Origin of the sequence: Lentzea atacamensis, from assembly GCF_003269295.1 — a bacterium.
GTDB classification, from domain to species: Bacteria; Actinomycetota; Actinomycetes; order Mycobacteriales; family Pseudonocardiaceae; genus Lentzea; species Lentzea atacamensis.
On the sequence record NZ_QLTT01000001.1, the window covers coordinates 160313 to 186477 of the forward strand.

The 26165-nt window shown below is 70.1% G+C and carries 29 protein-coding genes; 17 read left to right on the forward strand and 12 right to left on the reverse strand.

Annotated features, from left to right (window positions below):
• Nucleotides 1–20 precede the first annotated feature (20 nt).
• From C8D87_RS00835 to C8D87_RS00845, 3 genes are read left to right on the forward strand one after another with little or no spacing between them, the layout of a single operon-like run.
• A complete protein-coding gene (locus C8D87_RS00835) occupies nt 21–485 on the forward strand; it encodes an SRPBCC family protein (RefSeq protein ID WP_112225159.1) in 465 nt (154 codons plus the stop codon).
• A complete protein-coding gene (locus C8D87_RS00840) occupies nt 482–829 on the forward strand; it encodes an ArsR/SmtB family transcription factor (protein ID WP_233441838.1) in 348 nt (115 codons plus the stop codon). Before C8D87_RS00835 ends, C8D87_RS00840 begins: the two co-directional genes overlap by 4 nt.
• A complete protein-coding gene (locus C8D87_RS00845) occupies nt 826–1278 on the forward strand; it encodes an SRPBCC family protein (RefSeq protein WP_112225160.1) in 453 nt (150 codons plus the stop codon). The genes C8D87_RS00840 and C8D87_RS00845 overlap by 4 nt, the downstream gene beginning before the upstream one ends.
• On the opposite strand, the gene C8D87_RS00850 is transcribed toward C8D87_RS00845, so the two are convergent.
• Both C8D87_RS00850 and C8D87_RS00855 read right to left on the reverse strand, forming a co-directional pair.
• Complete coding sequence (locus C8D87_RS00850) at nt 1279–1686, reverse strand: hypothetical protein (protein ID WP_112225161.1); 408 nt, start codon at nt 1684–1686, stop codon at nt 1279–1281.
• On the reverse strand, nt 1683–2237 hold the full coding sequence (locus C8D87_RS00855; RefSeq protein WP_112225162.1) for an RNA polymerase sigma factor: 555 nt from the start codon (nt 2235–2237) through the stop codon (nt 1683–1685). The genes C8D87_RS00850 and C8D87_RS00855 overlap by 4 nt, the downstream gene beginning before the upstream one ends.
• Nucleotides 2238–2489: 252 nt before the next feature.
• On the opposite strand from C8D87_RS00855, the gene C8D87_RS00860 reads away from it, so the two are divergent.
• Nucleotides 2490–4769 (forward strand): Orn/Lys/Arg family decarboxylase, encoded by a 2280-nt coding sequence (locus C8D87_RS00860; protein WP_112225163.1) that lies wholly within the window; start codon nt 2490–2492, stop codon nt 4767–4769.
• A gap of 101 nt (nt 4770–4870) precedes the next feature.
• Nucleotides 4871–5047: a hypothetical protein gene (locus C8D87_RS45570; RefSeq protein WP_170154954.1), complete on the forward strand. Its 177-nt coding sequence runs from the start codon at nt 4871–4873 to the stop codon at nt 5045–5047.
• Here C8D87_RS45570 and C8D87_RS00870 read toward each other — a convergent pair whose 3' ends face one another.
• The gene (locus C8D87_RS00870) at nt 5048–5539 is read right to left on the reverse strand and encodes an FBP domain-containing protein (protein ID WP_112226191.1); all 492 of its coding nucleotides are present in this window, start codon (nt 5537–5539) and stop codon (nt 5048–5050) included. It abuts the gene before it with no gap.
• 67 nt (nt 5540–5606) lie between these two features.
• On the opposite strand from C8D87_RS00870, the gene C8D87_RS00875 reads away from it, so the two are divergent.
• Complete coding sequence (locus C8D87_RS00875; RefSeq protein ID WP_112225164.1) at nt 5607–6173, forward strand: TetR/AcrR family transcriptional regulator; 567 nt, start codon at nt 5607–5609, stop codon at nt 6171–6173.
• A 36-nt stretch (nt 6174–6209) separates the two neighbouring features.
• Nucleotides 6210–8150: a hypothetical protein gene (locus C8D87_RS00880; RefSeq protein ID WP_146771591.1), complete on the forward strand. Its 1941-nt coding sequence runs from the start codon at nt 6210–6212 to the stop codon at nt 8148–8150.
• A 246-nt stretch (nt 8151–8396) separates the two neighbouring features.
• On the opposite strand, the gene C8D87_RS45575 is transcribed toward C8D87_RS00880, so the two are convergent.
• Nucleotides 8397–8546, reverse strand: coding sequence for a hypothetical protein (locus C8D87_RS45575; protein ID WP_170166270.1), 150 nt, complete (start codon nt 8544–8546; stop codon nt 8397–8399).
• A gap of 219 nt (nt 8547–8765) precedes the next feature.
• Between C8D87_RS45575 and C8D87_RS00885 the strand changes: the two genes are divergently transcribed.
• Together C8D87_RS00885 and C8D87_RS00890 are read left to right on the forward strand one after the other, a co-directional pair.
• On the forward strand, nt 8766–9959 hold the full coding sequence (locus C8D87_RS00885) for a coiled-coil domain-containing protein (protein WP_146771592.1): 1194 nt from the start codon (nt 8766–8768) through the stop codon (nt 9957–9959).
• 46 nt (nt 9960–10005) lie between these two features.
• A complete protein-coding gene (locus C8D87_RS00890; protein ID WP_112225167.1) occupies nt 10006–10794 on the forward strand; it encodes a pentapeptide repeat-containing protein in 789 nt (262 codons plus the stop codon).
• Between the two features lie 12 nt (nt 10795–10806).
• On the opposite strand, the gene C8D87_RS00895 is transcribed toward C8D87_RS00890, so the two are convergent.
• The 4 genes from C8D87_RS00895 to C8D87_RS00910 form a co-directional block, all read right to left on the reverse strand.
• The gene (locus C8D87_RS00895) at nt 10807–11571 is read right to left on the reverse strand and encodes an alpha/beta fold hydrolase (protein ID WP_109636977.1); all 765 of its coding nucleotides are present in this window, start codon (nt 11569–11571) and stop codon (nt 10807–10809) included.
• Between the two features lie 83 nt (nt 11572–11654).
• Nucleotides 11655–12113 (reverse strand): hypothetical protein, encoded by a 459-nt coding sequence (locus C8D87_RS00900; RefSeq protein ID WP_146771593.1) that lies wholly within the window; start codon nt 12111–12113, stop codon nt 11655–11657.
• Nucleotides 12114–12162: 49 nt separating this feature from the next.
• Nucleotides 12163–12690 (reverse strand): SMI1/KNR4 family protein, encoded by a 528-nt coding sequence (locus C8D87_RS00905; RefSeq protein ID WP_112225169.1) that lies wholly within the window; start codon nt 12688–12690, stop codon nt 12163–12165.
• The gene (locus C8D87_RS00910; RefSeq protein ID WP_112225170.1) at nt 12683–13234 is read right to left on the reverse strand and encodes a TetR/AcrR family transcriptional regulator; all 552 of its coding nucleotides are present in this window, start codon (nt 13232–13234) and stop codon (nt 12683–12685) included. Before C8D87_RS00910 ends, C8D87_RS00905 begins: the two co-directional genes overlap by 8 nt.
• Before the next feature lie 85 nt (nt 13235–13319).
• Here C8D87_RS00910 and C8D87_RS00915 point away from each other — a divergent pair, with 85 nt between their 5' ends.
• Nucleotides 13320–14534: an FAD-dependent monooxygenase gene (locus tag C8D87_RS00915; RefSeq protein WP_112225171.1), complete on the forward strand. Its 1215-nt coding sequence runs from the start codon at nt 13320–13322 to the stop codon at nt 14532–14534.
• A 27-nt stretch (nt 14535–14561) separates the two neighbouring features.
• Here C8D87_RS00915 and C8D87_RS00920 read toward each other — a convergent pair whose 3' ends face one another.
• On the reverse strand, nt 14562–16220 hold the full coding sequence (locus C8D87_RS00920; protein WP_112225172.1) for a M14 family metallopeptidase: 1659 nt from the start codon (nt 16218–16220) through the stop codon (nt 14562–14564).
• A 104-nt stretch (nt 16221–16324) separates the two neighbouring features.
• Between C8D87_RS00920 and C8D87_RS00925 the strand changes: the two genes are divergently transcribed.
• Both C8D87_RS00925 and C8D87_RS00930 read left to right on the forward strand, forming a co-directional pair.
• On the forward strand, nt 16325–17107 hold the full coding sequence (locus C8D87_RS00925; RefSeq protein WP_112225173.1) for a class I SAM-dependent methyltransferase: 783 nt from the start codon (nt 16325–16327) through the stop codon (nt 17105–17107).
• Between the two features lie 13 nt (nt 17108–17120).
• Nucleotides 17121–17708, forward strand: a complete 588-nt coding sequence (locus C8D87_RS00930; RefSeq protein WP_112225174.1) for a DinB family protein — start codon at nt 17121–17123, stop codon at nt 17706–17708.
• Nucleotides 17709–17750: 42 nt separating this feature from the next.
• On the opposite strand, the gene C8D87_RS00935 is transcribed toward C8D87_RS00930, so the two are convergent.
• Nucleotides 17751–18818 carry an epoxide hydrolase family protein gene (locus tag C8D87_RS00935; protein ID WP_112225175.1) on the reverse strand — a complete coding sequence of 356 codons (1068 nt, stop codon included), beginning with the start codon at nt 18816–18818 and terminating at the stop codon, nt 17751–17753.
• Between the two features lie 63 nt (nt 18819–18881).
• On the opposite strand from C8D87_RS00935, the gene C8D87_RS00940 reads away from it, so the two are divergent.
• Both C8D87_RS00940 and C8D87_RS00945 read left to right on the forward strand, forming a co-directional pair.
• On the forward strand, nt 18882–19808 hold the full coding sequence (locus C8D87_RS00940; protein WP_112226192.1) for a helix-turn-helix transcriptional regulator: 927 nt from the start codon (nt 18882–18884) through the stop codon (nt 19806–19808).
• On the forward strand, nt 19801–20379 hold the full coding sequence (locus C8D87_RS00945) for a pyridoxamine 5'-phosphate oxidase family protein (RefSeq protein WP_109636968.1): 579 nt from the start codon (nt 19801–19803) through the stop codon (nt 20377–20379). The genes C8D87_RS00940 and C8D87_RS00945 overlap by 8 nt, the downstream gene beginning before the upstream one ends.
• Before the next feature lie 4 nt (nt 20380–20383).
• Here the strand turns inward: C8D87_RS00945 and C8D87_RS00950 are convergent, their stop codons facing one another.
• Complete coding sequence (locus C8D87_RS00950; RefSeq protein ID WP_112225176.1) at nt 20384–21670, reverse strand: M20/M25/M40 family metallo-hydrolase; 1287 nt, start codon at nt 21668–21670, stop codon at nt 20384–20386.
• Between the two features lie 43 nt (nt 21671–21713).
• Entirely contained in the window at nt 21714–22541 is an 828-nt protein-coding gene (locus C8D87_RS00955; RefSeq protein ID WP_215732124.1) for a M55 family metallopeptidase, read from the reverse strand.
• A gap of 126 nt (nt 22542–22667) precedes the next feature.
• Between C8D87_RS00955 and C8D87_RS00960 the strand changes: the two genes are divergently transcribed.
• The 3 genes from C8D87_RS00960 to C8D87_RS00970 are packed head-to-tail and all read left to right on the forward strand — an operon-like array spanning nt 22668 to nt 26164.
• Nucleotides 22668–24341 carry an ABC transporter substrate-binding protein gene (locus C8D87_RS00960; RefSeq protein ID WP_233441839.1) on the forward strand — a complete coding sequence of 558 codons (1674 nt, stop codon included), beginning with the start codon at nt 22668–22670 and terminating at the stop codon, nt 24339–24341.
• Nucleotides 24342–25304 carry an ABC transporter permease gene (locus C8D87_RS00965; RefSeq protein ID WP_267899819.1) on the forward strand — a complete coding sequence of 321 codons (963 nt, stop codon included), beginning with the start codon at nt 24342–24344 and terminating at the stop codon, nt 25302–25304.
• Nucleotides 25301–26164, forward strand: a complete 864-nt coding sequence (locus C8D87_RS00970; RefSeq protein ID WP_109636965.1) for an ABC transporter permease — start codon at nt 25301–25303, stop codon at nt 26162–26164. The genes C8D87_RS00965 and C8D87_RS00970 overlap by 4 nt, the downstream gene beginning before the upstream one ends.
• Nucleotide 26165 lies beyond the last annotated feature (1 nt).

Sequence of the window (26165 nt, forward strand, 5' to 3'; positions counted from 1 at the left end):
GTTTGAGCCGGGAGAAGCCCGTGGAGTACGGAAGCATCGAACGGGAGCTGCGCATCGACGCCACTCCCGAGGTCGTCTACGAGGTGGTCAGCTCGCCGGAGCACCTGCGCGAGTGGTGGCCCGACGACGCCGAGCTCGACCCGGTGCCCGGTGCGGTCGGCACGATCACCTTCGGCGATCCGGCCTCGCAGGAGGCGAAGGTCGAGCAGCTCACCGTCGTGGAGGCCGATCCGCCGCGCCGGTTCGCCTTCCTCTGGGTGACCGATCAGGGCGAGGCGGCGACGCAGGGCAACTCCCTGCTCGTCACGATCGACCTCGTCGCGTCCGGCGACGGCACGTTGCTGCGCTTCAAGGAGACCGGCTTCCGTGAGCGCGGGTGGGAAGCCGCCGTGCTGGAGAAGGCCTACACCGATCACGTGAACGGCTGGAACCACTTCCTGCCGAGGCTCGTCGCGTACGCCCAGAAGCTGGTCGCACGGCCGTGATCGACGACGACCTGTGGTCCGCGGTCGGTGACCCGACGCGGCGGCGGATGCTCGACCTGCTCCTCGCGGACGGTGGCGGGACGGCGACCTCGCTCAGCGAGCAGCTGCCCGTCACGCGGCAGGCGGTGGCCAAGCACCTCGGTGTCCTCGACCGCGTCGGCCTGGTGCACGTGACGCCGACCGGGCGCGAGCGCCGTTACGAGGTGGACTCCGATCAGCTGGCCCGTGCGGTGGCCCAGCTGTCGGCGGTCGGCGCCACGTGGGACGCCCGGCTGCAGCGGATCAAGCGGATCGCCGAGCGGATTCAGCGCGGCAAATCGGACTCTGGAGCGGATCACTCATGACGACACAGACAGAACGTGGCTACACCGCGTCGTACACGGTCGAGCAGTCACCGGACGAGGTCTTCGCCGCCATCGTGGACGTGCGTGCCTGGTGGACGGGCGAGATCGAGGGCCGTGCCGACGAGGCGGGCGCCGAGTTCACCTACCGGCATGCGCCGCAGCACTACAGCCGCCAGCGCGTGACCGAGCTCGTGCCAGGCCGCCGCGTGGTCTGGCGGGTCGTCGACAGCCACCTGTCGTTCGTCTCGGAACCGGCGGAGTGGACGGGCAGCGACATCGTGTTCGACATCGTTCCCGCGGCCGGCGGCACCGAGCTGCGGTTCACCCATGTCGGCCTGGTGCCGGACGTCGAGTGCTACAGCGCGTGCTCCACGGGCTGGCTGCACTACGTCAACGGCAGCCTGTACAGCCTGATCACCACCGGCACGGGCCTGCCGGATCCCTGGTGATCAGCCCCGTGCCCACCGCGTGACGACCGGGGTGCCGTCGCTCGCCGTCACCCGGATCCGGACCAGCCCGGACGGCACGTCGGTCACGGTGAACCAGCCATCGGTGATGGGCGCCGCACGGCGTGAGTGCGGCGTCTCCACCACCGCCTCGCCTTCAGCGCCGGTGACCAGCCCGCGGACCACGCCGTCGCTGATCTCCAGGTTGACGGTGACCCGTTCGGACTCGAAGGCGAGCGTCAGCGGCCCGTCACCGCGCACCAACGCCTCGGACTCGACGAGCTCGGCCAGTTCGGCGTCGAGCGACCGCAACGCCAGCGCGGCGCTCGCATCGCGCAGCACGCCCGCCGGCACCGGGTCGAACTCGTCGGCCGTGGCGCGCAGGACGTCGAGGAAGTCGTCGTCGTTCATGACCGCTCCTCCAGCAGGGAATCGCCCCTGACCAGCGCTTTTAGTCGACCCAGGCACCGCTGGCGGTTGGGCCCGATGCTGCCGACCGGCATGTCGAGCGCGAGCGCGACGTCGGCGTACGCGGGTGGCGGCGAGGCCATCAGCACGCGCAGCAGCCGGCGGCAGCGGTCCGGCAGTTCCTCGAAGACGCGCCAGAGCCGGGCGTTGCGTTCACCGACGAGCAGCTCGTGGTCGACGGCGGGTGCGGGGTCGGGGGAGTCGGCGATCTCCTCCGCCGGTTCCGGCAGCCGCCCGGACCGGCGGATGAGCTGCAGGCACTCGTGCCGCGCGGTGGTGGACAGCCACCCGGCGAGACGCTCCGGCTCGGTGATGCGGTCGAGGTGCTCGACGAGCTTGATCCAGGTGCACTGCACGGCGTCGGCCGCGTCGGCGTCGCTGAGGCGGTAGGCGCGGGCGATCGACCACAGCAGCCCGCTGAACTGTCTGACCAGTGCGTCCCACGCGCTCTGGTCGCCTCGCGCGGCCGCGGCCACCAGCGCCGGTATGTCCATGTGGACATGATGCCCCGCCACGCCGTCCTGATTCGTGTGCCCGGCCGGACACATCGCGCACCTCCCCCCGTTCGGACCACGCCCTGCTGCCGTTCAGGTGGCCGGACCTGAACGGTGATCGCGCGCGGAAGCGGTCCAGGGCTGTCCGGGTGCCTTTCGCTTCATGCCAATGCGGCATCGACAGAGGGCCTGTTCGGGCTCAAAGCTCTAGACCAGAACGACGACAGCGAAGTCTGACGAAAAGAGTCGATCGTGTCCCGATCAACCGTTCTGGTGGCGCTCGATCCCCGCAGCAGCGGCTCGGTGGCCTGCGACCAGCTCGACCGCATCTGCGCGAAACTGGACGAGGAGGGGCACGGCGTGGCCCGCGCGGGCACCGCGTCCGACGCCCTCGCGCTGACCCAGAGCAGGGCCGATCTGTCCGCCGCGTTGGTGTCGTGGGACCTCGACGATCCCGAGGCCGTGCTGCGGGCGATCATGAGCAGGTTCACGAAGCTGCCGGTGTTCCTGGTGACCACCGCAGCGTCCGTGGACGACCTGCCGTTGTGGGTGTCCGAGGTGGTCTCCGGGTACGTGTGGCTGCTGGAGGACACGCCGGACTTCATCGCCGGCCGGATCGGGGTCGCCGCGCTGCGCTACCTGGACGGTGTGCTGCCGCCGTTCTTCCGGGAACTGAGAAGGTTCGAGGACACGCACGAATACTCCTGGCACACACCGGCGCACGCGGGCGGTGTGGCCTTCCTGAAGTCGCCGGCCGGGCGGGCGTTCTACGACTACTACGGCGAGACGCTGTTCCGCACCGACCTGTCGATCTCCGTGGCGGAGCTGGGGTCGCTGTTCGAGCACACCGGGCCGATCGGTGACGCGGAACGCAACGCCGCCCGGATCTTCGGCGCCGACCTCACCTACTTCGTCCTGCACGGCGACTCCACCGCGGACCGGATCGCCTGCCACGCCAGCGTCGCCACCGACGAGCTCGTGCTGGTGGACCGCAACTGCCACAAGGCCATCTACCACGGCCTGACGCTGACCGGCGGTCGTCCCGTCTACCTCGTCCCCACCCGCAACGGCTACGGGCTCATGGGACCGATCCCTCCCTCGGCCATGCGTGCGGAGGCGGTCGCGAGCGCGGTCGGCCGCAGTCCGTTCAGCGAGGGTGCCGCGTCGGAGAAACCCGTGTACGCGGTGATCACGAACTCGACGTACGACGGCCTGTGCTACGACGCGGTGCGGGTCGCGGAACTGCTCGGCGCCACGGTGCCGAGACTGCACCTGGACGAGGCGTGGTTCGCCTACGCGAGGTTCAACCCGCTCTATGCCCGCCGCTACGGCATGTCCGTCGACGCCGACGCCCTGCCCGACGAGGAAGTGCGTCCCACGGTCTTCTCCACCCAGTCCACGCACAAGCTGCTCGCCGCCATGTCGCAGAGCTCGATGGTGCACGTCAAGAACTCGCCGAGGTCGCCGGTGGAGCACCGGCAGTTCAACGAGACGTTCATGATGCACGCGACCACGTCACCGATGTACCCGATGATCGCCGGGCTCGACGTGGCCGCCGCCATGATGGACGGGCCCGGTGGCCGGTGGCTGACCGACGAGGCGATCACCGAGGCGATCCGCTTCCGCCAGGCGGTGGCGCGGCTGAGCCGGCGCATCCGGGAGGCGGCGGACCGGCCGGGCTGGTTCTTCGGCACCTGGCAGCCCGACGAGGTCACCGACCCCGCCACCGGTCACGTGCACGCCTTCGCCGACGCGCCGCTCGATCTGCTGCGCACCGAACCGGGCTGCTGGACGCTCGCGCCGGGTGCCGACTGGCACGGCTTCGAGGGCATGGAGGACGGCTACTGCCTGCTCGACCCGATCAAGGTCTCGATCACCTGTCCCGGCGTCGACGCCGCCGGCCACGTCGCCGAGACGGGCATCCCCGCCCGGATCGTCACCGCGTACCTGGAGACTCGCGGCATCGTGGTGGAGAAGACCGATGCCTACACCTGCCTGATCCTGTTCTCGATGGGCATCACCAAGGGCAAGTGGGGCACGCTGCTGGACGCGTTGCTGGACTTCAAGAACCTCTTCGACACCGACGCGACGGTCGCCGAGGTGCTGCCGAACCTGGTGCGCACTCACCCGGACCGCTACGCCGGCCTCACCTTGCCGCAGCTGTGTGCCCAGATGCACGACCAGCTCAGCAAGAGCGAGCTCACCGCACTGCTGGACGAGGCGTTCACCCACCCGACCCCGGCGGTGCTGACGCCTGCGCAGACCTACCAGCGCCTCATCCGCGGGGGCACCGAACCCGTGCGGCTGGCCGACATCGCAGGGCGGACGGTGGCGACCCAGGTCGTCACCACGCCACCGGGCATCCCGGTCCTGATGCCCGGTGAGAGCACCGGCGAGGCCGACGGCGCGGTGCTGCGCTATCTACGTGCTCTGGAGGCGTTCGACCGCGAGTTCCCCGGTTTCCCGAGCGAGACCCACGGGGTCCACCGGGACACCGCGGGCGACTACTGGATCGCCTGCCTGCGGTCGTGAATGAATCCCCCCGTGGCAGGACTCGCCGCGTGATTTGAGCCACAAGACAGGTCTTCCGGGTGCATGCTGTTGTCCGACGGCCGAACGGAAGGCTGATGAACATGACCAGTGCGACCGCGTCCTCCCGACACGACTGGGAGTCCGACCTGGAGCGCTACCGCAGCAGAGCGGTGCACGTCCTCGACACGCACCTGCCCGCGACGACCGGGTGCACCGAGTGCGGTGAGCCGTGGCCGTGTGCCCGCGCGTGCTCGGCCGAGCTGGTGCTGGAACTCTGACTAGGAGCTCACGCGCGCGAGGAACGCGCTGATCCCCGAGACCATCCGCTCGATCTGCTCGTCGAGCGTCATGGACTCCTTGAAGCGCGATCCCGGCCCCGCGCTCTTCTTGCCGCGCAGGTACAGCGAACACTCCAGGTCAGCGCACACATAGGCGCCGACCGAGTTGCCCAGTTGACCGGACTTCCCGGCCTTACGCGCGGTCATCAGCGACACGCCGTCCCCTGAATGCGTGGTCAGACACCACGCGCACATCGTCTTACGCGCGCGCCCTGCCTGCGTCGCCCGGCGCAGCGCGATCCCGACGAGCCGTCCGTCCAGCTCGATCACCAGGTACGAGCGATCAGGGGCGGCCGGGTCACGCCAGCCGAGGAAGTCGAGGTCGTCCCACGGACGTTCGGCAAGATCCTTGGGGACGTGCATGCGCTTCGCCTCGCCCTTGGTGGAATTGACGAAGGACGCGCGGATGTCGTGTTCGGTCAGCGGCTTCACGACCACGGACGCTAGGCTTGCCTAGAGGTCCTAGGCAAATGAATAAGGACCCTAGGAAGGGTGACGGATGGCACGCGCTGGGCTCACCGCCGACCGCCTCACGCAGGCGGCCGCGGAGCTGGCGGACGAGGTCGGCTTCGAGAACGTGACGGTGTCCGCGCTCGCCCGGCACTTCGGCGTGAAGGACGCCTCCCTCTACTCGCACATCCGCAACGCCCACGACCTGCGCGTCCGGCTCGCGGTGCTGGCACTGGCGGAGCTCGCGGACCGGGTGTCGGACGCGCTGGCCGGCCGTTCGGGCAAGGACGCGCTGGTGGCGTTCGCCAACGCGTATCGGCGGTACGCGCACGAGCACCCCGGCCGCTACACCGCGACGCAGATGGCGCTCGACCCGGACACGGCGGCGACCAGCGCGGCCGGCAAGCACGCCGAGATGACCCGCGCGATCCTGCGCGGCTACGACCTGTGGGAGCCAGACCAGACCGACGCCGTGCGGTTCCTGCACAGCACGTTCCACGGCTACGTGTCGTTGGAGCGCGCCGGGGCATTCCACAGCCACCCGCGCGGGGTCGAGGCGTCGTGGCTGCGGGCGCTCGACGCGCTGGACTCCCTGCTGCGGGCGTGGCCGTCCTAGAACGCCGCCCCTGCGTCTGCCCCGCAGGACATCGACGTGACCGCCGCCTCCACGGAGGCTGAGCGGGTGCCGACCCACGCGCGCCGCTCTCCCGAGACAAGCTCCGGCAAGGACGAGCTACGTTCTCACCACCACCGCGGGACACACGTGCCGTTGACCGCGCTACCCCGCGCCGCCGGCAACGCCGCCGTTACCGCCTGGGTGCAGCGGCAGCAGCGGTCAACCGCCACGCCGACGCGGCCGGCCCCGGTCGGCGACCTGACCAACACCGGTCTGCTGGACGAGCTCGAGACGGTTCGCCAGCAGCTCGCGAGGCCTGAGCTCGCCGCGGCGGAACGGCAGGCCGCCACCACTCGCCAGACCGCGCTGGAGCAGGAACGTCAGGCCCGCGTCGACGCCGGACAGGTCTTCCTCGCGGAGCAGAGCAACGCCGGTGGCCGTGGCCAGCTCCTCGCCGTCACCGATGGCTCGCAGGTCGTCGACGTGGGCACCGCGCCGCTGGGCTGGGGCCGGTCGGCGCCGGCCGTCGTCGTGACGCAGCGGCAGTTCCAGCGGGCCCTCAGCGGGCTGGGCATCCCGATCACCAGCCTGGACGAAGCGGCGGCCGCCGGTGTGCTCGGGCCGCGGCTGCAGAGCGGCGCGTTCGAACGGCAGCTACCCGGCGTGGTCGGCACCGACGTCAGCGGGCCCGGCGTGCTGCGCAGGGGGTTCACCGGCGATGTGAGCGAGCTGTCGTTCGCCGCGCGTGAAGGTTCGCCGCTGGTACGCGACTTGAACGCGGTGCCGTGGCGGCCGTCGGGACCCGGTTCGGCGCCCCAGTCGGGCAACTACCCGGTCTGGGACTTCACCGACATCGGCGGGCGGCTGGTCAGTGTCAAGGCGTCCACCCAGGCCGCCGCCGGGCGCGGTGGCTACTACCGTGACTCGTTCCGGACGCTCACCGGTGCGGGTGGCGGCACGGCGTTCGACCGAGCCGTGTGGAACCAGCACCCGACGCTGCCGTGGCCACCGACCACGGCCCCCGCCTGGCAGGCAGCGCGGCAGGACGTGATCCGCCGAGGCAGGCTCGCGGTCAACGCCGACGACGTGACCTCGTTCCGTGCCACGGTCTCCAACGGCGTCATGACCAACCCGGCGAACCACCAGGCCGCGATCGAGGCTCACCTCGCCGTCGCGAACGAACGCGTCGGCGGCACCCAGATCCGCACACTGGCCCAGCTCAACGCCCTGCCGCCTGCGCAACGAACCCCGATCCTCACCCGGCTGGCACGGGCTCTGTCCGAGCAGGTGGTCAGCCACGGCATGGACACCGCAGGCCTGCAGGCCGTCCAGAACGTGCGCCTCGCGGCCGGACTGGGCGGCTCCGGCCGTGGTGCCCGGCCGGACATCGCGATGCGGACGTTCCCCGAAGCGCTGTCGGTGGCCGAACGCGGCGCACCCCGCGCGATGGGCCGCGCCGGCGTGCGATCGGGCACCATGGGCGCGGGCGCCGCCGTGTTGTTCCAGGCAGGTGGTTCGCTCGTCACCGAGGGCAGACTGCCGTCCGCCGCGGACTTGGGCACGACCGCGGCCTCCACCGGTGTCGGCGCCGGCGTCGGCGGCGCGGTGGAGACCAGGGTCGGCGCGGCGGTCGGCAACTCGCTGATGGCCGGTGGGGCCGGCCGGGTGTACGTCGTGCTGGGCCGGGCCGGGACGAGCGCGGCCGGTGCCGTGGTCGCGGCCCCGTTGATCGAGACGGGACACATGGCCATCGAGGAGCTGCGCGGCACCGCCGACTACAACGCGACCGACTACGCGGCGCGCGGTGGCCGAGCCGCGGCGTCCGGGCTGCTGGCCGCGGGAATCACGGGTGCCATCGTCGGCGCACCCGCCACTCCGCTCGGTGCGGCCGTGGGGTTCCTCGTCGGCGTGGCCGCGTACATGGTCACGGACTACCTGATCGGTGACGCGGTCGAGTCGAGGATCAGGGGGCGGTGAGCGACGAAGCCCGTGCACGCCTCGATGACGTCGGAAATGTCGTCCAGCGCCTGACACAGATCGATCACGGCGTCGAGACCAGCTCGACCCGACGATTGCGCTGGCGTCCCGCCCCCGTGCGGGTTGGTGTCGACCGGCTCCGACCCGCCGCGTCCGGACGCGTGCAGCCGGCCTGCGAGCGACGCCCCACGACGTTCGTCGGGGCCTCGCCCGCAGCGTGACGACCAGCACCGATCGGGCCGCGGGTCACACGATCGCCGAGTTGAAGGCGAAGAGCAGGTCACCGGTCACCACAAGGGGCGCGGCGCAGGTGTCGGAGGCGGCGGGGGCGTGGGCACCCACCGGTGCTGCGCGCCAGTGCCGCCACATGTACCGGGTCGCCTGGCCGGTCAGCACCGCTCGGTTGGCGACTCTCCCGAACCAGGGGATCGGCCTCGGTCTGCGGCATCTCAGGGGGCAGCCATCCGTGCACATCCACAGGACCTTCGGCAGCGAAGTCCGACTTCTCTGACCGCCGATAACGTTCACTTATCGGGGGTCAGGTTCTTTCTGCCCAATTGGGTAGCGTTGCGTTGGATAACGTAACTACACACGTAAGTCTGCTACGATATTGCTGTGGAGACGAGCTGCAACTTCCCCGGCTGTGAGCGCCCCGTTTTCCGAGGTAGCGGGCCGGGCAGGCCCTCGGAGTACTGCGACCTGCCCGAGCACACGCGCTGGCGGGCTTGGCGGGAGCGGCAGCGGCTGGCTGAGGCGCCTGAGCAAAACCTGGAGGTCGTCACCGTGACGAATCTCCCGAGGGTCTCCGGTACGGCCAAGATCAGGGCCGAAGAGCTCCTCGACCGCTTCCGGGTGCTGTCGGAGCAGATGACGCAGACCCTCGGGCGGGCTGTCGGTGAGCTGAACGCGATGGCGGACCCGAGCGTCGCGGAGAGCCAGATCCAGGCAGCGGAGGCCGAGGCCGCGCGGCGGGTCGCCGAGGCGCAGGCGGAGTTGGCGGCTGCGGAACGGCGGCGGCACGACGCGGAGAAAGCTCGCAAGGCCGCTGAGGAGATGACCGAGCAGGCCGTGCGGGCGGCGGAGGAAGCCGACGAGGCGGCGGACACCGCGTTGACCGAGCGGGATGAGGCTCTGGAGGCTGCACGGGTGGCCGAAGAACGTGCCGAGGCGCAGATCGCCGAGGTCCGGGTGCAGGCGGCGGCCGTGATCGAGGAGATCCGGGCCGAGGCGGACGCCAAGGTGCGTGAGGCGCTGGAGGTGGCGGAGCAGGCGAAAGCCGATGCGGTGAAGCACGCCGAGCAGGCGCGCCGGCAGGCCGCGAAGGAGATCGAGCAGGCCCGCGCCGAGGCCAGGACCGAGGCCGACCGGGCTCGCGAGGAGGCCGCCGCCGCGGTCGACCGTGCTCGCGCGGAAGCCGAAGCTGAGATCGGACGTGCGAAGGCCGCCGCCGCGGCTGCGGTGCAGGCTGCTGACCAGGCGCGCACCGAGGCTGTGGCGCAGGTTGAGCTGGCGCGTCAGGAGGCGGCGGAGACCGTCAGCCGGGCTGCCAAGGCGCGTGATCAGGCGCTGGTGCGCGCCGAACGGGCCGAGCAGGCCGCCGCGGACGCCCGCGCCGAGTTGGAACGGACTCGTGGCGAGTTCGACGGGCGGCTCGCGCAGGTCAGGCAGGAAGGCGCTGATCAGGTGGCGGCGGTGCGGCAGGCGCTGGCCGCGGTGGAGGATGCGCGGGCGCAGACGCTGGTCCGTGCGGAACGCGCGGAACGTCAGCTCGACGAGGCTGCGGGCGAACTGCGGGCGTTGCGTCGTTAGGGCAACGTCGGGGATCAGCTCTTCCGCCGAAGTAGGCTGATCGGCGATGGACGAGCTCAAGGGCGACTGCGCCAACTGTTTCGGGTTGTGCTGCGTCGCGCTGCCCTTCGCGAAGTCGGCCGATTTCGCGGCCACCAAGGACACCGGGACACCGTGCCGCAACCTGCTGGCAGACCATCGTTGCGGCATCCACGACCGGTTGCGGGACAAGGGTTATCCCGGCTGCACGGTCTACGACTGCTTCGGCGCGGGCCAGCGGGTGTCGCAGACGGTGTTCCGCGGCAACGACTGGCGCACCGGTGAGCGGCAGAAGATGTTCGCGGTGTTCCCGGTGGCGCGACAGCTGCACGAGTTGCTCTGGTATCTCGCCGAGGCCCGTCGTCTCGACCCGCACGACGACCTCGGCGAGGCCTACGCGGAGGTTGAGCGGCACACGGTCGCTGATCCGGACCATCTCCTCGCCGTCGACGTCGCGGAGATTCGCGCGAAGGTGAACGTCCTGTTGCTGCGAACCAGCGAGCGGCTGCGCGCGAGCGCGAAGTCGTACCGGGGCGCCGACCTGATCGGCGCGCGCCTGCGGAACAGGAACCTGAGCAATGCCGACTTCCGGGGTGCCTACCTGATCGGTGCGGATCTGACGAACGCCGACCTGTCGCGGGCGGACATGATCGGCGCCGACCTGCGCGGCGCTGACCTGTCGGGTGCGGATCTGAGCACGTGCCTGTTCCTGACGCAGCCGCAGGTCAACGCCGCGCGCGGGAACGCCCGCACGAAGCTGCCGGCGGCGTTGACCCGGCCGTCGCACTGGCACACGGGGACCGGCAAACGTCGCTGAAACTGTGCGGCGCTAGACCGACAGGCGTTGCTGGGCGACCGCGCGGGCGAAGCCCTCGACGTTGTCGATCATGATGTTGTGACCGGTGTTCGGCACGGAGATGATCTGGACACCGGCCGCGGCGAGCTCGCGCGCACCCCTGGGCGGGGCGTCCTCCGGGTGCAGGAAGACGCGCGGGATCTCCAGTTCCAGCAACAGTTTCCGCATCGTCGGTGACGTGCCGCGGACGAGGTCGACGGCGCTGCGGTAGAGGGCTTCGCGGCCGGCCATGCGCATGGTCGCGGCCCAGTGCGGGCCGACGTCGCGCAGCACGCGGTCGAAACCGTGAGAGAGGAAGTCAGCCTCACCGTAGGCGGCGATGCCCCGGCTGCCGGGTGCGCCGAGCGCGGGCGTGGCGGGGTCGACGTGGGGGTCGACGAGGACGAGCGAGCGCACCATCTCGGGGTGGCGGGCGGCGAGCACGATGGCGACGGCTCCGCCCATGCTGTGGCCGATGATCTCGCTGCGGCGCAGGCCGATCTTGGCCAGCGCGACGGCGAGGGCGTCGGCGTGGCCTTCGAGCGAGTAGGCGAACCCGGTGGGGCGGTCGCTGATGCCGAAGCCGAGCATGTCCATCATCAGGCTGCGGCGGCCGGCGAGCAGCGGATGGGCGACGGCTTCGGCGTAGTAGGGCGCCGAGGAGGCGCCGAGACCGTGCAGGTAGACGCGGGCGGGCGTGTCGCCCGGTACTTCGACCCAGCGGATCCGGACCCCAGGTCTGATCTCGACGGCGCGCATGTCTCTCCCGGCGGCTGATTCGACTGCTGGACCCTACCTCGCGTGCACGGCAAGTGAGACCGGTTTCGAGACCCGGTTCTCACCTAGTCGACGAGCCGCGCGGCGATCACTGCGAGGAACAGGGTCACTGCGGTGAACACGAAGGTGTAGCCAAATCCTATGGCGGCGTGCAGCGGGCGTGATCGTGGTCCCTCGCACAGGTGCAGCTGCCAGTGGGCGGCGCCCAGGCCGAAAACCAGCCACGGCAGCACAATCAGCGGATCCGTTGGCCCGCCGAGCAGTCCACTGACCGCGAAGGGGGTCGCCGCGGTGAGGACGCCGGTGATGGTGGCGATCATGCGCGGGCGGCTGACCGGTTCGCCGGTGGTGCGGGCGGCGGCTGTGGCCACGATCGTGGCGAGGATGATGGCGGTGATCAGGAGGCCGAGCAGCCACGGGCGTTCGTCGGGTCCCGTGGCGGTGACCGGGATCAGGGCGGCCGCTGTGAGCAGCACGGCGGCGACGGGTGTCAGCGGGAGCACCCAGGAGTGGCGAAGGGGCACTGCGTGATGTTCGCTCACACGCGCGTTGATCGGCAGAGGCCGAACGGTGTCACCACATGCCGGGGTCGCCGAGGGTGTAACCGGTCAGCTGCGGGTCGAGGACGCCGGTGAGCTCGGCGACGAGCAGTTCGGTGAGGGTTCCCTCGAAGCGGTGCCGGTCGAACTCCACGTCCCAGAGGATCGTCCAGCGGTCGGGGGCCGGGTCGGACGTGTCCCACCACAGGACGTCGCGGCCCTCGGTGCTCGCGCACAACAGCAAGCCTCCGGGTTCGGGGTGTACCGGCAGTGCGGCGGCAAGGTCGTTCGCGAACCAGTCACGCAGGTAGGTGGCGTGCACCTCGTGTCCCTCGCGGAAGCCGTTCGCGGGGACGATGTCGATCCCGCCGATGGTGAGCTCGCCGAAGCCGTCCATGAGGCGCTTGTAGTCCGTGGGCAGCTCGATGCCGGCGTCGGCCTCGATGGCTGTCCAGTCGTGGACGTGGCTCGCGGGGGCGTAGACCAGTTCTGACAACGGGTAGGCGAGGCCGGTGGGGAAACCTGCCAGGACTTCCCGCAGTCGCGCGAGGGCGTCAGTCACGCGGGTGGTTCTCGATGCCGAGTGCGGCGCAGGCGGCGGTCACCGTCGCGGCCTTCAGCTCGTCGTACGGCGCGTCCGGGAACTGCATGGTGCAGTCCTGCATCCCGCCGAACGCCAGCACGGCCCGCGCCTCCTGCTCCAGCGTCGGCTCGGGGCCGAACAGGATCCGCGTGAGCCGGGCCCGCCACGCCAGCACGGTGTCGATCAGGCCGAGCTCCGCGAGGGTGGACAGCTCGGCGACCAGCAGCAGGACGTCGGCTCGGTGGCGGTGGTGGAAGTCGAAGAAGCCCTCGATCAGTTCGAGGGGTGGCACGTCGGCGCGGTCCTCCATGCGGGAGAGGAACTCGTCGCCCTCGTCGAGCAGCGGGGTGACGATGCTGCGGACCAGCTCTTCGCGTGAGGTGAAGTGGTAGTACAGCGCGGGTTTGGTGATGCCGAGGCGGTCGGCGATCTCCTGCAGGCTGGTCTGCTGGACGCCCTTGGTGACGAACAGCTCCCGCGCGGTCTGCATGATCCGCTTCTTGGTGTCGGACGGTCTGGCCACGCGCCGAATCTTACTTAACAGTCGGTAAGGGCGGGTGTAGTCTCGAGGAAAGGGGCTTACCGACCGTTAAGTAAGGGGGTTTGACGTGCGGGTTCTCGTTTCCGGTGCGAGCATCGCGGGTCCGGTGCTGGCGTACTGGCTCACCCGGTACGGGCACGAGGTGACGGTGGTGGAGCGGTCACCGGTGCTGCGCAAGACGGGTGGGCACGCGGTCGACCTGTTCAAGCCGGCGATGGACATCTCCGAACGCATGGGTGTTCTGCCGCGCATCGAGTCGTTGGCGACCGGCACCGAGCGCATCACGTTCCTGCGTGAGGGAACGCGCAGACCCATCAGCGCCGACGCGACGAAGCTGTTCGGTGCCGCGTCGGACCGGCACGTCGAGATCATGCGCGACGACCTGAGCGAGGTCTACTACGACGCCACGCTGCCCGATGTCGCCTACGTGTTCGGGGATTCGATCACGTCGATCGGCGACGACGGTGACGTGACGTTCGAGAAGGCGGCACCGCGGAAGTTCGATCTGGTGATCGGCGCGGACGGGTTGCATTCGAACGTGCGCCGGCTGGTGTTCGGTGAGGTCGAGAAGGCGTTCGTGGGCGCGTATCTGGCCGTGTTGTCGGTCCCTCGCGAACTGGGTGCGCCGGGGGCGATGACCGGGCACATCGGACGGGGACGCAGTGCGGCGGTGTACGGGGCACGCAGCGTGGACGACGCGCGGGCTGTGTTCCTGTTCCGCACGAAGGAAGAGCTGGACTACCACTACCGGGATGTCGCGCGGCAGAAGCAGCTGCTGCGGGAGGCGTTCGCGGGCCTGCATCCCGAGGTCGACGGATGGCTCGAGCACCTCGACGACGACCGGGCGTTCTACTTCGACTCGATCACGCAGCTGCGCGGCGACACGTGGACGCGCGGGCGGGTGGCGCTGGTCGGGGACGCGGGCTACTGCCCCGGTCCGGCGATCGGGGGCAGCACGAGCCTCGCGGTGCTGGGCGCCTACGTGCTGGCGGGCGAGCTGGCCCGCACCGACGACCACGTGGCGGCGTTCGCCCGGTACGAGGACGAGATGCGCGGGGTGGTGCACGCGAGCCGTGAGTTCGCGCTGGGAGCCGCGAAGGCGTTGGTCCCGTCGACGCGGGCGGGGGTGTGGGCGCTGACGCGGGGTGCGCAGTTCTTCACGTCGTTGCCTTTGTGGCTGCTGCGGCCGTTGGTCAAGCTCAACTCGAAGGGCATGCGGCTGCACGACTCGATGCGGGTGCCCGACTACGAGCGTCAGGGCGCCGAGGTCTCGGCGCCCTGACGGCACGGTGTTGTCAGAACGGCAGGATCAGAACTGCAGGCTCCACTTGTCGAGGAACCCGGTGTCCTGGCTGGCGGCGTCGGTCACCCGAAGCTGCCAGCCACCGTTCGCGACCTCGCTGGAGGCGTTGACGGTGTAGGTGGTGTTGATGTTGTCCGTACCGCTGCCGGTGCGGTTGTGCAGGACGTAGGCGGTGCCGTCCGGCGCGATCAGCTCGACCTTCAGGTCGCCCTGGTAGGTGTGCTTGATGTCCACGGCGACCTTGAGGGTCGACGGGGCGTTGCCCGCCACCCCGGACACCGTGATCGGGGAGTTGATGGTGGTGTTGTCCCTGATCTGGAAGTCCGTGGCGTTCTCGAAGTACTTGCCGGGCAACGGCGGCGTGGCGCCGCAGTACTGGGCTTCCTTGCCGATGGCCTCGTACGGGCAGTCAGCGCGTTCCAGCAGCTGCAGCACAGCCTCCTTGTTGCGGGCGGTCTGCGCCGGGATCACCTCGTCGGGCGGGTAGAAGCCGCCACCGCCGGCGCTGCCGGGGTACATCTCGAAGGTGTAGGCGAAGATGCCCTGCGTGCCCCACAGCCAGTCAGGGATCGACCCGTCGGTGATGTAGAGGTCGCTGGACTGCTCGGGCGTGTAGTTGTTGGTCGCGGCCATGTCCTGGCCGATCTTGGCGAACGTGTCGCGCTGGTCCTGGGTCAGGCCCGGTGCGACGTCGTCGTAGGTCCAGCCCCACGGCCACAGGATGAGCTCGCTGTAGGTGTGGAAGTCGATGGACGCGGTGATCTGCTGCTTGCCACCGACGTTGCGGCCGCGCACGAAGTCGGCCACGACCTTCACCTCGGGCGCGGACTCCGCGCTCGGCCCGCGGTAGGTGTCACTGCCGGTGCTGCCGGAGGAACCGCCGCAGCAGCCCCACTTGTAGCCCCAGTTGCGGTTGAGGTCGGTGCCGACGTTGCTGGAACCGGCGTTGGGCTGCCGGTTCTTGCGCCACGACCGGTACGTGCCGGTCGCGATGTCGTACTCGCCGCCGTCGGGGTTGACGTCGGGGATGATCCAGACCTCGCGGGTGTCGAGCAGGCCCTTGATCCGCGCGTCGCTCGCGTACTGCGAGGTGAACGTCTTGATCAGGTAGATCGCCATCTCGACGGTGAGGTGCTCACGGGCGTGCTGGTGGTGCGTGAACAGCACCTCCGGCTCGTTCTCGTCGGTGGTGACGTTGTCACTGATCTTGAGCGCGATGATGTCGCGGTTCTCGTAGGACTTGCCGATGACCTGCTTGGAGATCAGGTTCGGGTACTGCGAGACGACCTCGTTGATCGCGGCGGTCATCTCGGCGTAGTTGTGGTAGTTCGAGTCCGCGGCGGGGAAGTCGAACGGCCCGATCGCGGAGTTCGCCTCCATCCGCTTGGGCAGCTCGGTGATCTCGAAGCCCTGGGCCTTGAGGTTCTTGACCTCCCGCTCGGTGGCGGTGATCACGACGATGCCGTGCTCCTCGACCGAGTCGATGGCGGCACCGGACTTGGCGAGCTTGGTCCGCTGGTCAGCGGAGCGGACGCCGCTGACCTGGTAGTTGGTCGTCGTTTCCTCGGCGCCGGGAGCCGCGCCGGTGGGCACGCCTCCCATCGTGAACACGACGCTCGCGGCGACGGCGACCCCGATCAGGGGTCTGAGGTGGCTTTTACGCATGCAGGGCAACCCTTTCGGACCACGGCAGGGACATGGCTGGGGTAAGTGAAGTCCGTGTCAAGGCTCACTGTCATCCCGCCATCCGTATGGGGTTATCTGGACTAATGACGCGCTACGACGCTGTGGAGGCCGCCTCGTACCGGGTGGCTCGTGAGATTCCGTTGACGGGGTTGGCGTCGTGGCGGGACGCCGTGGAGCCGTACTTCCTGCCGGGCCGCACGGTGCTGGATCTGGGGGCCGGGACGGGATTGTTCGTGCGGGCGTTCGCGCAGTGGTTCCCGGACGTGGCCGTCGTCGCGGTGGAGCCGTCCGCGGACATGAGGGAGGCGTCGGGGCTGACGATGCTGGCCGGGGACGCGTACACGATTCCGGTGCCGGACGCGTCGGTGGACGTGGTGTGGATCTCGACGGTGATCCACCACGTCCGCGACCTGCCGGCCGCTGGGGCGGAGTTGCGGCGGGTGCTGCGTCCGGGCGGAGTGGTGGTGTTGCGGTCGTTGTTCCGGGAACGGCACGAGGGGGTCGGGTTGTTCCGGTTCTTCCCCGAGGCGACGCGGGCGTTGTCGTCGTTCCCGACGGTGTCCGAGGTCGCGGACGGCCTGGGGTTCGCCGTGGACCGGTTGGAGCCGGTTGCACAGGTGACAGCGCTGTCGTTGGCGGAGAAGGCTTCCTCGCTGCGGTGGGAGGCGGACACGCTGTTGCGGTCGCTGTCGGAGCACGAGTTCGAGGCGGGCCGTGCGCGGTTGCTGGAGGCGGCCGCGGTCGAGACGGGCCCGGTGGTCGATCACCTGGATCTGCTGGTGCTCAACGCTGTCCGAGACGCTGCCGGTGCGCGGACCACCACGCCCGGTTGGACGAAATCACGGTCGCCCCGGGGCGGGTTCTGAAAGGCTGACGGGCATGGCTTCGGATCCCAAGGCAGACCTGCACCGCTATCTCCGCACGGCCCGCGACAGCATGCGGTGGAAGCTGGACGGGCTGTCGGAGTACGACGTGCGGCGGCCGTTGACGCCGACGGGCACGAACCTGCTGGGCCTGGTCAAGCACCTGGCGGGTACCGAGCAGGAGTATTTCGGTGCCTGCCTGGGCCGCTCGTTCGGGGAGAAGCTGCCGTGGCTGGACGCGATCGACAACGGTGACCCGAACGCGGACATGTTCGCCACCGCCGACGAGTCGCGTGAGGACATCCTGTCGTTGTACGGCCGGGTCGCGGAGTTCGCCGACAACGTGATCTCGGAGCTGCCGCTGGACGCGCCGGGTGTGGTGCCGTGGTGGTCGGAGGAGCGGCGGTACGTGACGTTGCACCTGCTGCTGGTCCACATGATCGCGGAGACGAACCGGCACGCCGGGCACGCGGACATCCTGCGGGAGGGCCTGGACGGGGCGGCCGGGTTGCGCGACGGGGTGTCGAACCTGCCGGAGCAGGACTGGGCGGCGTACCGGGCGCGGGTGGAGCAGGCGGCGCGGAAGGCGGCGGGCCTGGTCTGAGGCCGACGGTCGAGCTCAAACCGGGCTCGCCCTGTCACGCCGCTAGAACGCGGAGAAGTACTTGCGGACGTCGGCGACGTAGAGGTCGGGCACCTCGATGGCCGGGAAGTGGCCGCCGCGGTCGTACTCGGTCCAGTGCTCAACCTGGTGCTCGGGGTCGAGCAGCGAGCGGATGCCGGTGTCGGCGGCGAAGGTCGCGAAGCCGGTGGGCGCGGCGGCCCCTCCCCACGTGCCGGGGGCGTTCATGGACTCGTAGATGAACTCGGCCGAGGTGGCGCCGGTGCCGGTGAACCAGTAGATCGACACGGCGGTGAGCAGTGCGTCGCGGTCGACTTCCGCGCACCAGGCGTGGAACTTCTCGTAGATCCACGCCAGCAGCCCCACCGGCGAGTCCGTGAGCGAGAAGCCGATGGTCCACGGTTTGGTGGACATCAGCTGCAGGTAGCCGAGGCCGGTGGCGACCAGCTCGTTGAACCGCTCGGCGCGCGCCAGCTCCACGCCGGAGAGATTGTCGGTGGGCAGCGGGCCGCCGAACGGGTGGGAGCTGGGGCCGTTGATGTGCATGGCGGCCACGGCCGGGGTCAGGCGGCTCATGGCGCCCGCGATGCCCGCGCCGACGTCACCGGCCTGCACGCCGTACCGCTCGTAGCCCAGCTGTTGCATCAGCGCGACGAACGCGCCGGCGGTGCGGGAGACGTCCCAGGCGCCGGTGACGGGCACGGAGAAGCCGAAGCCGGGGATGGACGGCACGACGACGTGGTGATCGCGCGCGAGGTCGGCGATCACGTCCAGGTACTCGGCGAACGTCGAGGGCCAGCCGTGGATGAGCATCAGCGGCAGGGCGTCGGCGCGGGAGCTGCGGACGTGGACGAAGTGGATGGGCTGGCCGTCGATCTCGGTCACGAACTGATCGAAGGCGTTGAGGCGGTCCTCGACGGCACGCCAGTCGAACCCGCCGGCCCAGTGTTCGACGAGCGACCGGAGTTCCGCGACGGGCACGCCGCGCTTCCAGCCATCGGTGCCGGACTGCGCGGGCCACCGCACGCCGGCGAGCCGCTGCCGCAGGTCGGAGAGGTCGTTCTGGGAGATCTCGACGCGAAAGGTGTCCATGGCCGCAACGTTAGGAACAATTGCGGAAAGGTTCGTTCCTCATTCGCGGGGAGAGTGCTCGGCATGGTGGAGACGTCGGCACGGTTGCTGAAGCTGCTGTCGTTGCTGCAGACCCCGCGCGACTGGTCGGGGCCCGAGCTGGCCGAGCGGCTCGGCGTGACGACCAGGACCGTGCGCAACGACGTGGATCGGCTGCGGAGCCTGGGTTATCCGGTGCACGCGACGCCGGGGGTGGCGGGCGGCTACAAGCTGGGTGCGGGGGCGAAGCTGCCGCCGTTGCTGCTCGATGACGACGAGGCGGTCGCGATCGCGCTGAGCCTGAGCACGCAGGACTCCGAGACCGCGGACCGGGCGCTGCGCAAGCTGGAGCAGGTGCTGCCCTCGCGCCTGCGGCACCGGGTCGCCGCGTTGCAGGAGTTCACCGTCGGCACCGCCACCGAGCTCGACTCCGAGGTGACGGTGCAGATCGTCAACGCCTGCCGCGCGCGGGAACGCCTGCGGTTCGACTACGTCAAGTTCGACGGCGCGCGGGATCGCCGGGAGGTGGAGCCGTACCGGCTGGTGCACACGCGGGGCCGCTGGTACCTGGTCGCGTGGGACGTGGCCAGGCAGGACTGGCGGACGTTCCGGGCCGATCGGATGCAGCCGCGGATCCCGACGGGCCCGAGGTTCACCCCGCGTGAGCTTCCCGACCTGGAGGCCCACCTTGCCCAGGGGCTCGCGACGGCGGCGTGGCGGTTCCGGGCGACGGTCACGGTGCACGCGCCGGCGCACGAGGTCGCGGCGAAGGTGCCGGCGGCGCTGGTGGAGGCCGTGGACGAGACGACGTGCCGGATGACCGCGGGGTCGGACACACCGCAGATGCTGGCGGTGTACCTGGGCATGCTCGACAGCGACTTCGAGGTGGACGGGCCGCCGGAGCTCGTTCAGCACTTGGGAAAGACCGCTGACAGGTTCCGCGGCGCCATCAATACTGCCGACCATGGGTAAGGAGTACGAGCGCATCGAGCCGCGGCTGTGGGAGTTCATCGAGAGGCAGAAGGTGTTCTTCGTGGCGAGCGCTCCGCTGGCCGGCGACGGTCACGTGAACCTCTCGCCCAAGGGCCGGCAGGGCACGTTGCGGATCCTCGACGACCGCACGGTGGCCTACCTCGACTTCGGCGGCAGTCACGCCGAGACGATCGCGCATCTGCGGGAGAACGGCCGGATCACGTTGATGTGGTGCGCGTTCGAGGGTCCGCCGAACATCGTGCGGATCCACGGCCGTGGTGAGCCGGTGTTCCGCGACGACCCGCGCTTCCCGGGGCTGGTGGCGGGGTTCGGTGAGGCGGACGGGCCGGCGCTGCGGGCGGTCATCGTCGTGACGGCGGAGCTGATCAGCGACACGTGCGGGTTCGCGGTGCCGTTCATGGACTACCGGGCGGAACGGGAGCTGCACGCGAACCACTTCGGCCGCAAGACCGACGAGGAGTTCCGCGAGTACACCGCGAGCAAGCCCTACAACAACGCGAGCCTCGACGGGTTGCCGGCGGTTCCGCTGCCCCTGCCGCCCCGGCGGTGAGCGGTCAGCTCGACAGGAACCGGTCCAGGACGCGGACCCCGAACTCCAGGCCCGCGACGGGGACGCGTTCGTCGACGCCGTGGGCCATCGACCGGTAGTCGTACCCGGTGGGCAGCAGCAGCGGCGAGAACCCGTAGCAGTGGATGCCGAGCTGGCTGAACGCCTTGGCGTCGGTGCCGCCGCCCAGGCAGTACGGCACGACGACGGCGGCGGGGTCCTCGTCGCGCAACGCCTCGGCCATCGCGGCGAACCACGCGGTGTCCACGGGTGCCTCGACCGGCGGCTGGTGTTCCAGGAACTCGCGCGTCACGCCGTCGCTGAGCAACGAGTCGATGGTCGCCTCCAGCTCCTCGACGGTGCCGGGCAGGGTCCGCACGTCGAGCTGGGCGGTCGCGCTGCCGGGGATGACGTTCACCTTGTAGCCGGCCTGCAGCATCGTCGGCGTCGTGGAGCACCGCACGGTGTTCTCCACCAGCTTCGCGGCGGGGCCGAGGCGGGCGATGGTGGCGTCGACGTCGTCGAGGTCGACCTCGACGCCCAGTGCCTTGCCCGCGCCGACGAGGAACGCCTCGACCGTCGGCGTGAGGCGGACCGGGTGCTGGTACGCGGCGATGCGCGCCAGCGACGAGACGAGCGCGGTGACGGCGTTGCGGTCGTTCTTGCGGGATCCGTGCCCGGCGCGGCCCGCGGCGGTGAGCTTCATGTGCGAGGTGCCGCGCTCGGCGGTGCCGATCGGGTACAGGCGCACGCCGTCGACGTCGAAGGAGAACGCGCCGGACTCGCTGATCGCCGCCTGGACTCCGGCGAAGTGGGCGGCGTGGTGGTCGACGAGCCAGTGCGCGCCATAAACGCCCTGGTCCTCCTCGTCGGCGACGAACGCCAGCACGACGTCGCGGCGGGGCCGGCGGCCCTCGGTGTGCCAGCGGTTGATCACGGCCAGCGTCATCGCGGCCATGTCCTTCATGTCGACCGCGCCGCGGCCGTGGACGAACCCGTCGCGGATCTCGCCGCCGAACGGGTCGAAGCTCCACTCGGCCGCGTCGGCGGGCACGACGTCGAGGTGGGACTGGACGAGGACGGCGGGCAGCGACGGGTCGGTGCCGTGGATGCGCGCGAGGACGCTGGTGCGGCGTGGCGCGGGCTCGAGCAGCGTGGGTGGCACGCCGTTGTCCTGCAGGACGGCGGCCACGTGCTCGGCGGCCTCGCGTTCGCCCGCGCAGTCGCCGCCGCCGCGGTTGGTCGTGTCGAAGCGAATGAGCTGCGCGCACAGCTGCGCCACGTCCAGCGTCATGAAGCCACCGTAGCCGCACGCGTCAGGTGGAAATGTCACGGCCTCAGCCGTAGATGTCCTCGACGGCTCCGGCTGCGACGTGGGTGACGACTTTGAACGCCTTCATCGCCTCGGTCATCGACACGGCGTCGAACCCGACCCGCCGCGCGCCGATCAGCTCGACGGTCGGCACCACGGCGGCGGCGTCGGCGAGGTGGGTGGCGTCGAACTCGACCTCGATGCGGTGCGGCGACACCACACCCTCACCCCGCCCGGCGGACGCCATCGCCGCTGTGGCGGCTTGTGTGATGTGTGAAAAAGCCACGGCGGGTGGCAAACACACGGCGGCGTACCGCGACACGCACTCCTTCACCGCCACGGTCGCCGCCGAGGGCGCGTAGGAGGCCGCGTCCTCGCACGTCAGGTCGTCACCGGTCACCAGCAGCACGGGCACCCCGTACTCGGCGGCCAGCGCGGCGTTGAGGCGTCCCTCGGAGGCGTGCACCCCGTCGAGCCAGACGCCGGTGATGGAGTTCTCCAGGTAGGTGTGCGCGAGCACGCCGGGAGAGCCGGCACCCGTGTGATAGCCGAGGAGAACAACACCGTCCACATCGGAGTCGATGCCCTGCATCATCGACAACGGTTTGTGCCTGCCGGTGAGCATTCGAGCCGAGGTGTGGAGGTCTTCGAGCAGAAGGTTGCGCTGCGAGGAATGCGCTTCGTTGACCATTACCTCTTTTGCGCCACCCGCCACCAGGCCCGCCACGCAGGCGTTGACGTCTCCTGTGAACAGGCGCCGGAACCGTTGCCACTGCTCGGTACCGGGGATGACGTCCCCGGTCCAGGTGACTCCGGTGGCGCCTTCCATGTCCGCCGAGATCATGATCCGCACATCTGAGTAACGTAGCGGTGGGCTGCTGGGGAAGAGGGGTATTTCGTGCGGGTCAAGTTGTGCGCGTTACTTGCCATAGCAATGACACTGGGGATGGCGACACCTTCTGCAACGGCACAGGGGCCGGTGATTCTGAAGGTCGCGATCGTGCAGCAGATCGACTCGATGAACCCGTTCCTGGCGGTGTTCCAGTCGAGCACCGAGATCAACCGGCTGATGTACGACTACCTGACCGCGTACGCGGCGGACGACCAGCGGGTGACCGAGGGCCTCGCGAACAGATGGGAGCCCTCACCCGACAAGCTCACGTGGACGTTCACCGTCCCCGAGGGCAAGAAGTGGTCCGACGGGCAACTGGTCACGGCGCACGACGTCGCGTTCACCTACAACCTGATGCTCAACGACGAGGTCGCGCGGACCGCGAACGGCAGCTTCGTCACCAACTTCGCCTCCGTCGCCGCCCCCGACGACCGGACCGTGGTGATCAGGACCAAGGCACCGCAGGTGACGATGCTGGCGCTGGACATCCCGATCGTGCCCAGGCACGTGTGGGAGAAGGTCCCGAGCATCAAGGACTACGCCAACGACCGGATGCCGGTCGTGGGCTCCGGCCCGTTCGTGCTGACCGACCACGTGGCCGGTCAGTTCATCAAGCTCAAGGCCAACAAGAACTACTGGCGCGGCCCGGCGAAGTACGACGAGCTGCACTTCGTGTACTTCCAGAACTCCGACGCCGCGGTGCAGGCGCTGACCAAGGGCGAGATCGACCTGGTCAACCGGATGGCACCGGCGCAGTTCGACTCGCTGGGGGACAAGCCCGGCGTCACGCGCAACAAGGCGCAGGGCCGCCGGTTCGTCGAGCTGCTGATCAACCCCGGCGCGCAGACCAGGACCGGGGAGCCGATCGGTGACGGCCACGCGGCGCTCAAGGACGTGCGGGTGCGGCGGGCGCTCGCGCAGGCCATCGACCTCGACGCGCTGGTGCAGCGGGTGAGCCTCGGCTACGCGGAGAAGGGCGCCGGGCTGGTGCCGCCGGTGTTCGGCAAGTGGCACTGGCAGCCGGGCGAGCAGGAGCTGCGCAAGTTCGACCCCGCGGCCGCGAACGCCGCTCTCGACGCCGCCGGGCATCCGCGCAAGGCCGACGGCACCCGCTTCGGGCTGCGGCTGGTCGGGCGCGCGGGGCGTGCCTACGACGAGCAGGCGTCGGAGTACCTCAAGCGGCAGCTGGGCGACATCGGCATCCCGCTGGACGTGCGGCTGGTGTCGGACAACCAGCTCAACGAGGCGACCACGGTGGCGACCTACGACCTCGCCTTCTCGGGCTGGGCGACGAACGTGGACCCGGACTTCGTCCTGGGCCTGCACACGTGCGCGCAGCGGCCGGGCGCGGACGGCAAGGGCGGCACCTCCGACGCCTACTTCTGCGACGCGACCTACGACCAGCTCTACGCGCGGCAGCTCTCGGAGTTCGACGAGGGCAAGCGGGTGGAGATCGTGAAGCAGATGCAGGCGCGGTTCTACGACCAGGTGCCCGCGGTGGTGCTGGCCTACGAGAACGCGCTGGAGGCCTACCGCTCCGACCGCTTCGCCAGGTTCACCACACAGCCCGCGCAGGGTGGCGTGATCATGGCGCAGAACGGCATGTGGGGTTACTACGGCGCCGAGCCCGCCGGACGCGCGGCGCCGCCCTCCAGCAGGGGGCCCGCGCTGGCGATCGGCGGCCTGGTGCTCCTCGCGCTGGTCGTGGTGGGTGTCGTGGTGGCACGCCGGCGCAAGGCCACGGCGGGGGAGCGCGAGTAGGTGCGACTCGGTGTTCGTCTCTGGGGTCGGCTCGGTGGTGCCGCGCTCAGCCTGGTGATGGTGGCGGTGCTGGGCTTCTTCCTGTTCCGGGTGGTGCCCGGCGACCCTGTCGTGTCCATGACGCGCGGGCGGCCGACGACAGCGGCGATGCAGGCCGAACTGCGCACGCAGTTCGGCCTGGACCGTCCCCTGCACGAGCAGTTCTGGAACTACCTCACCTCGCTGCTGCGCGGTGACCTGGGCACGTCGTTCACGTTCCGCCGCCCGGTGTCGGAGGTGATCCTGGAGCGGCTGGGGCCGACGCTGCTGCTGGTCGGCACGTCGACGGTGATCGCGGTCGGGCTGGGGTTGTGGCTGGGCGTGCGGGCGGCGTGGCGTCGTGACTCCGCCTTCGACCGGGCGGCGACCGGGGTGTCGCTGACGTTGTGGGCGGTGCCGACGTTCTGGCTCGGCATGCTGCTGATGATGGCGACCGGGGATCTCTTCCCGTCGCGGGGCATGCGCGACACCGACACGGCACCCGACTTCGTCTCGCAGGCGCTGGACGTCGGGCATCACCTGGTGCTGCCGTCGCTCACGCTGGTGGCGGTGGTGTGCGCGGAGTACATGCTGGTGATGCGGTCGTCGTTGCTGGAGGAGATGCACGCCCCGTACCTGACGACGGCGCGGGCGAAGGGCCTGCGCGACGATCTGGTGCGCCGCCGCCACGCCGTGCCCAACGCGGTGCTGCCGGCGATCACGCTGGTGTTCCTGCGGTTCGGGCTGGTGGTGGCCGGGGCGATCACGACGGAGACGGTGTTCTCCTGGCCCGGTCTGGGGTTGTTGTTCTACGACGCGCTGACCGGGCCTGACTACTTCCTGCTGCAGGGGCTGCTGGTGGTCACGGCGGGAGCGGTCGTGGTGATGAACCTGCTGGCGGAACTGCTGTACGGGGTGCTGGATCCACGGGTGAAGGTCGTATGAGCGGGTTCCTCACACGCGGCACGGGCCGCGGCGGCAAGACCGGGTTTCTCGCGCACCGCGCCGGGGTCGCGGGTGCCGCGGTCCTGGCCGTGGCCGCGCTCGTCGCGGTGATCGCGCCGCTGCTGATCCCCGCGGACGCGCTGGACGTCACGCGGGTGACGGCGGCGCCGTGGCAGTCACCCGGCGCGGATCACTGGCTCGGCACCGACCACACGGGGCGGTCGGTGGCGCTGCTGGTGGCGCAGGGCGCCGGGACGTCGTTGTTCGTCGGGCTGACCGCGGCGGTGCTCGCGGTCGGCATCGGCACGCTCGTCGGGATCGTGAGCGGGCACTTCGGTGGGCTGCTCGCGGGCGCGTTGCTGCGGGTCACGGACTTCTTCCTGGTGCTGCCGGCGCTGGTGCTGGCCATCGCCCTGTCCACGGTGCTGCCGCGCGGGCTGGGCACGATCGTGCTGGCGATCGGCCTGACGAGCTGGCCGTCCACGGCGCGGATGGTGCGGGCGCAGACGCTGACGATCGAGGCCAGGCCGTTCGTGGAACGCGCGCGGGCGCTCGGTGGCGGGCACGGGCACGTGATCGGGCGGCACGTGTTGCCGTCGGTGGTGCCACTGGTGCTGGTGAACGCGACGCTCGCGGTGGCGTCGGCGATCGTGGCGGAGTCGACGCTGGCGTTTCTGGGGCTGGGTGATCCGACGCGGATCTCGTGGGGCGCGATGCTGCACCAGGCGCAGCTGCACGGGGCGGTGCCGCAGCGGGCGTGGTGGTTCCTGCTGCCGCCCGGTGTCGCGATCGTGGTGGTGGTGCTGGCGTTCACGCTCGTCGGGCGCGCCCTCGAAGCCGTTGTGACGCCGAAGAGGTGAC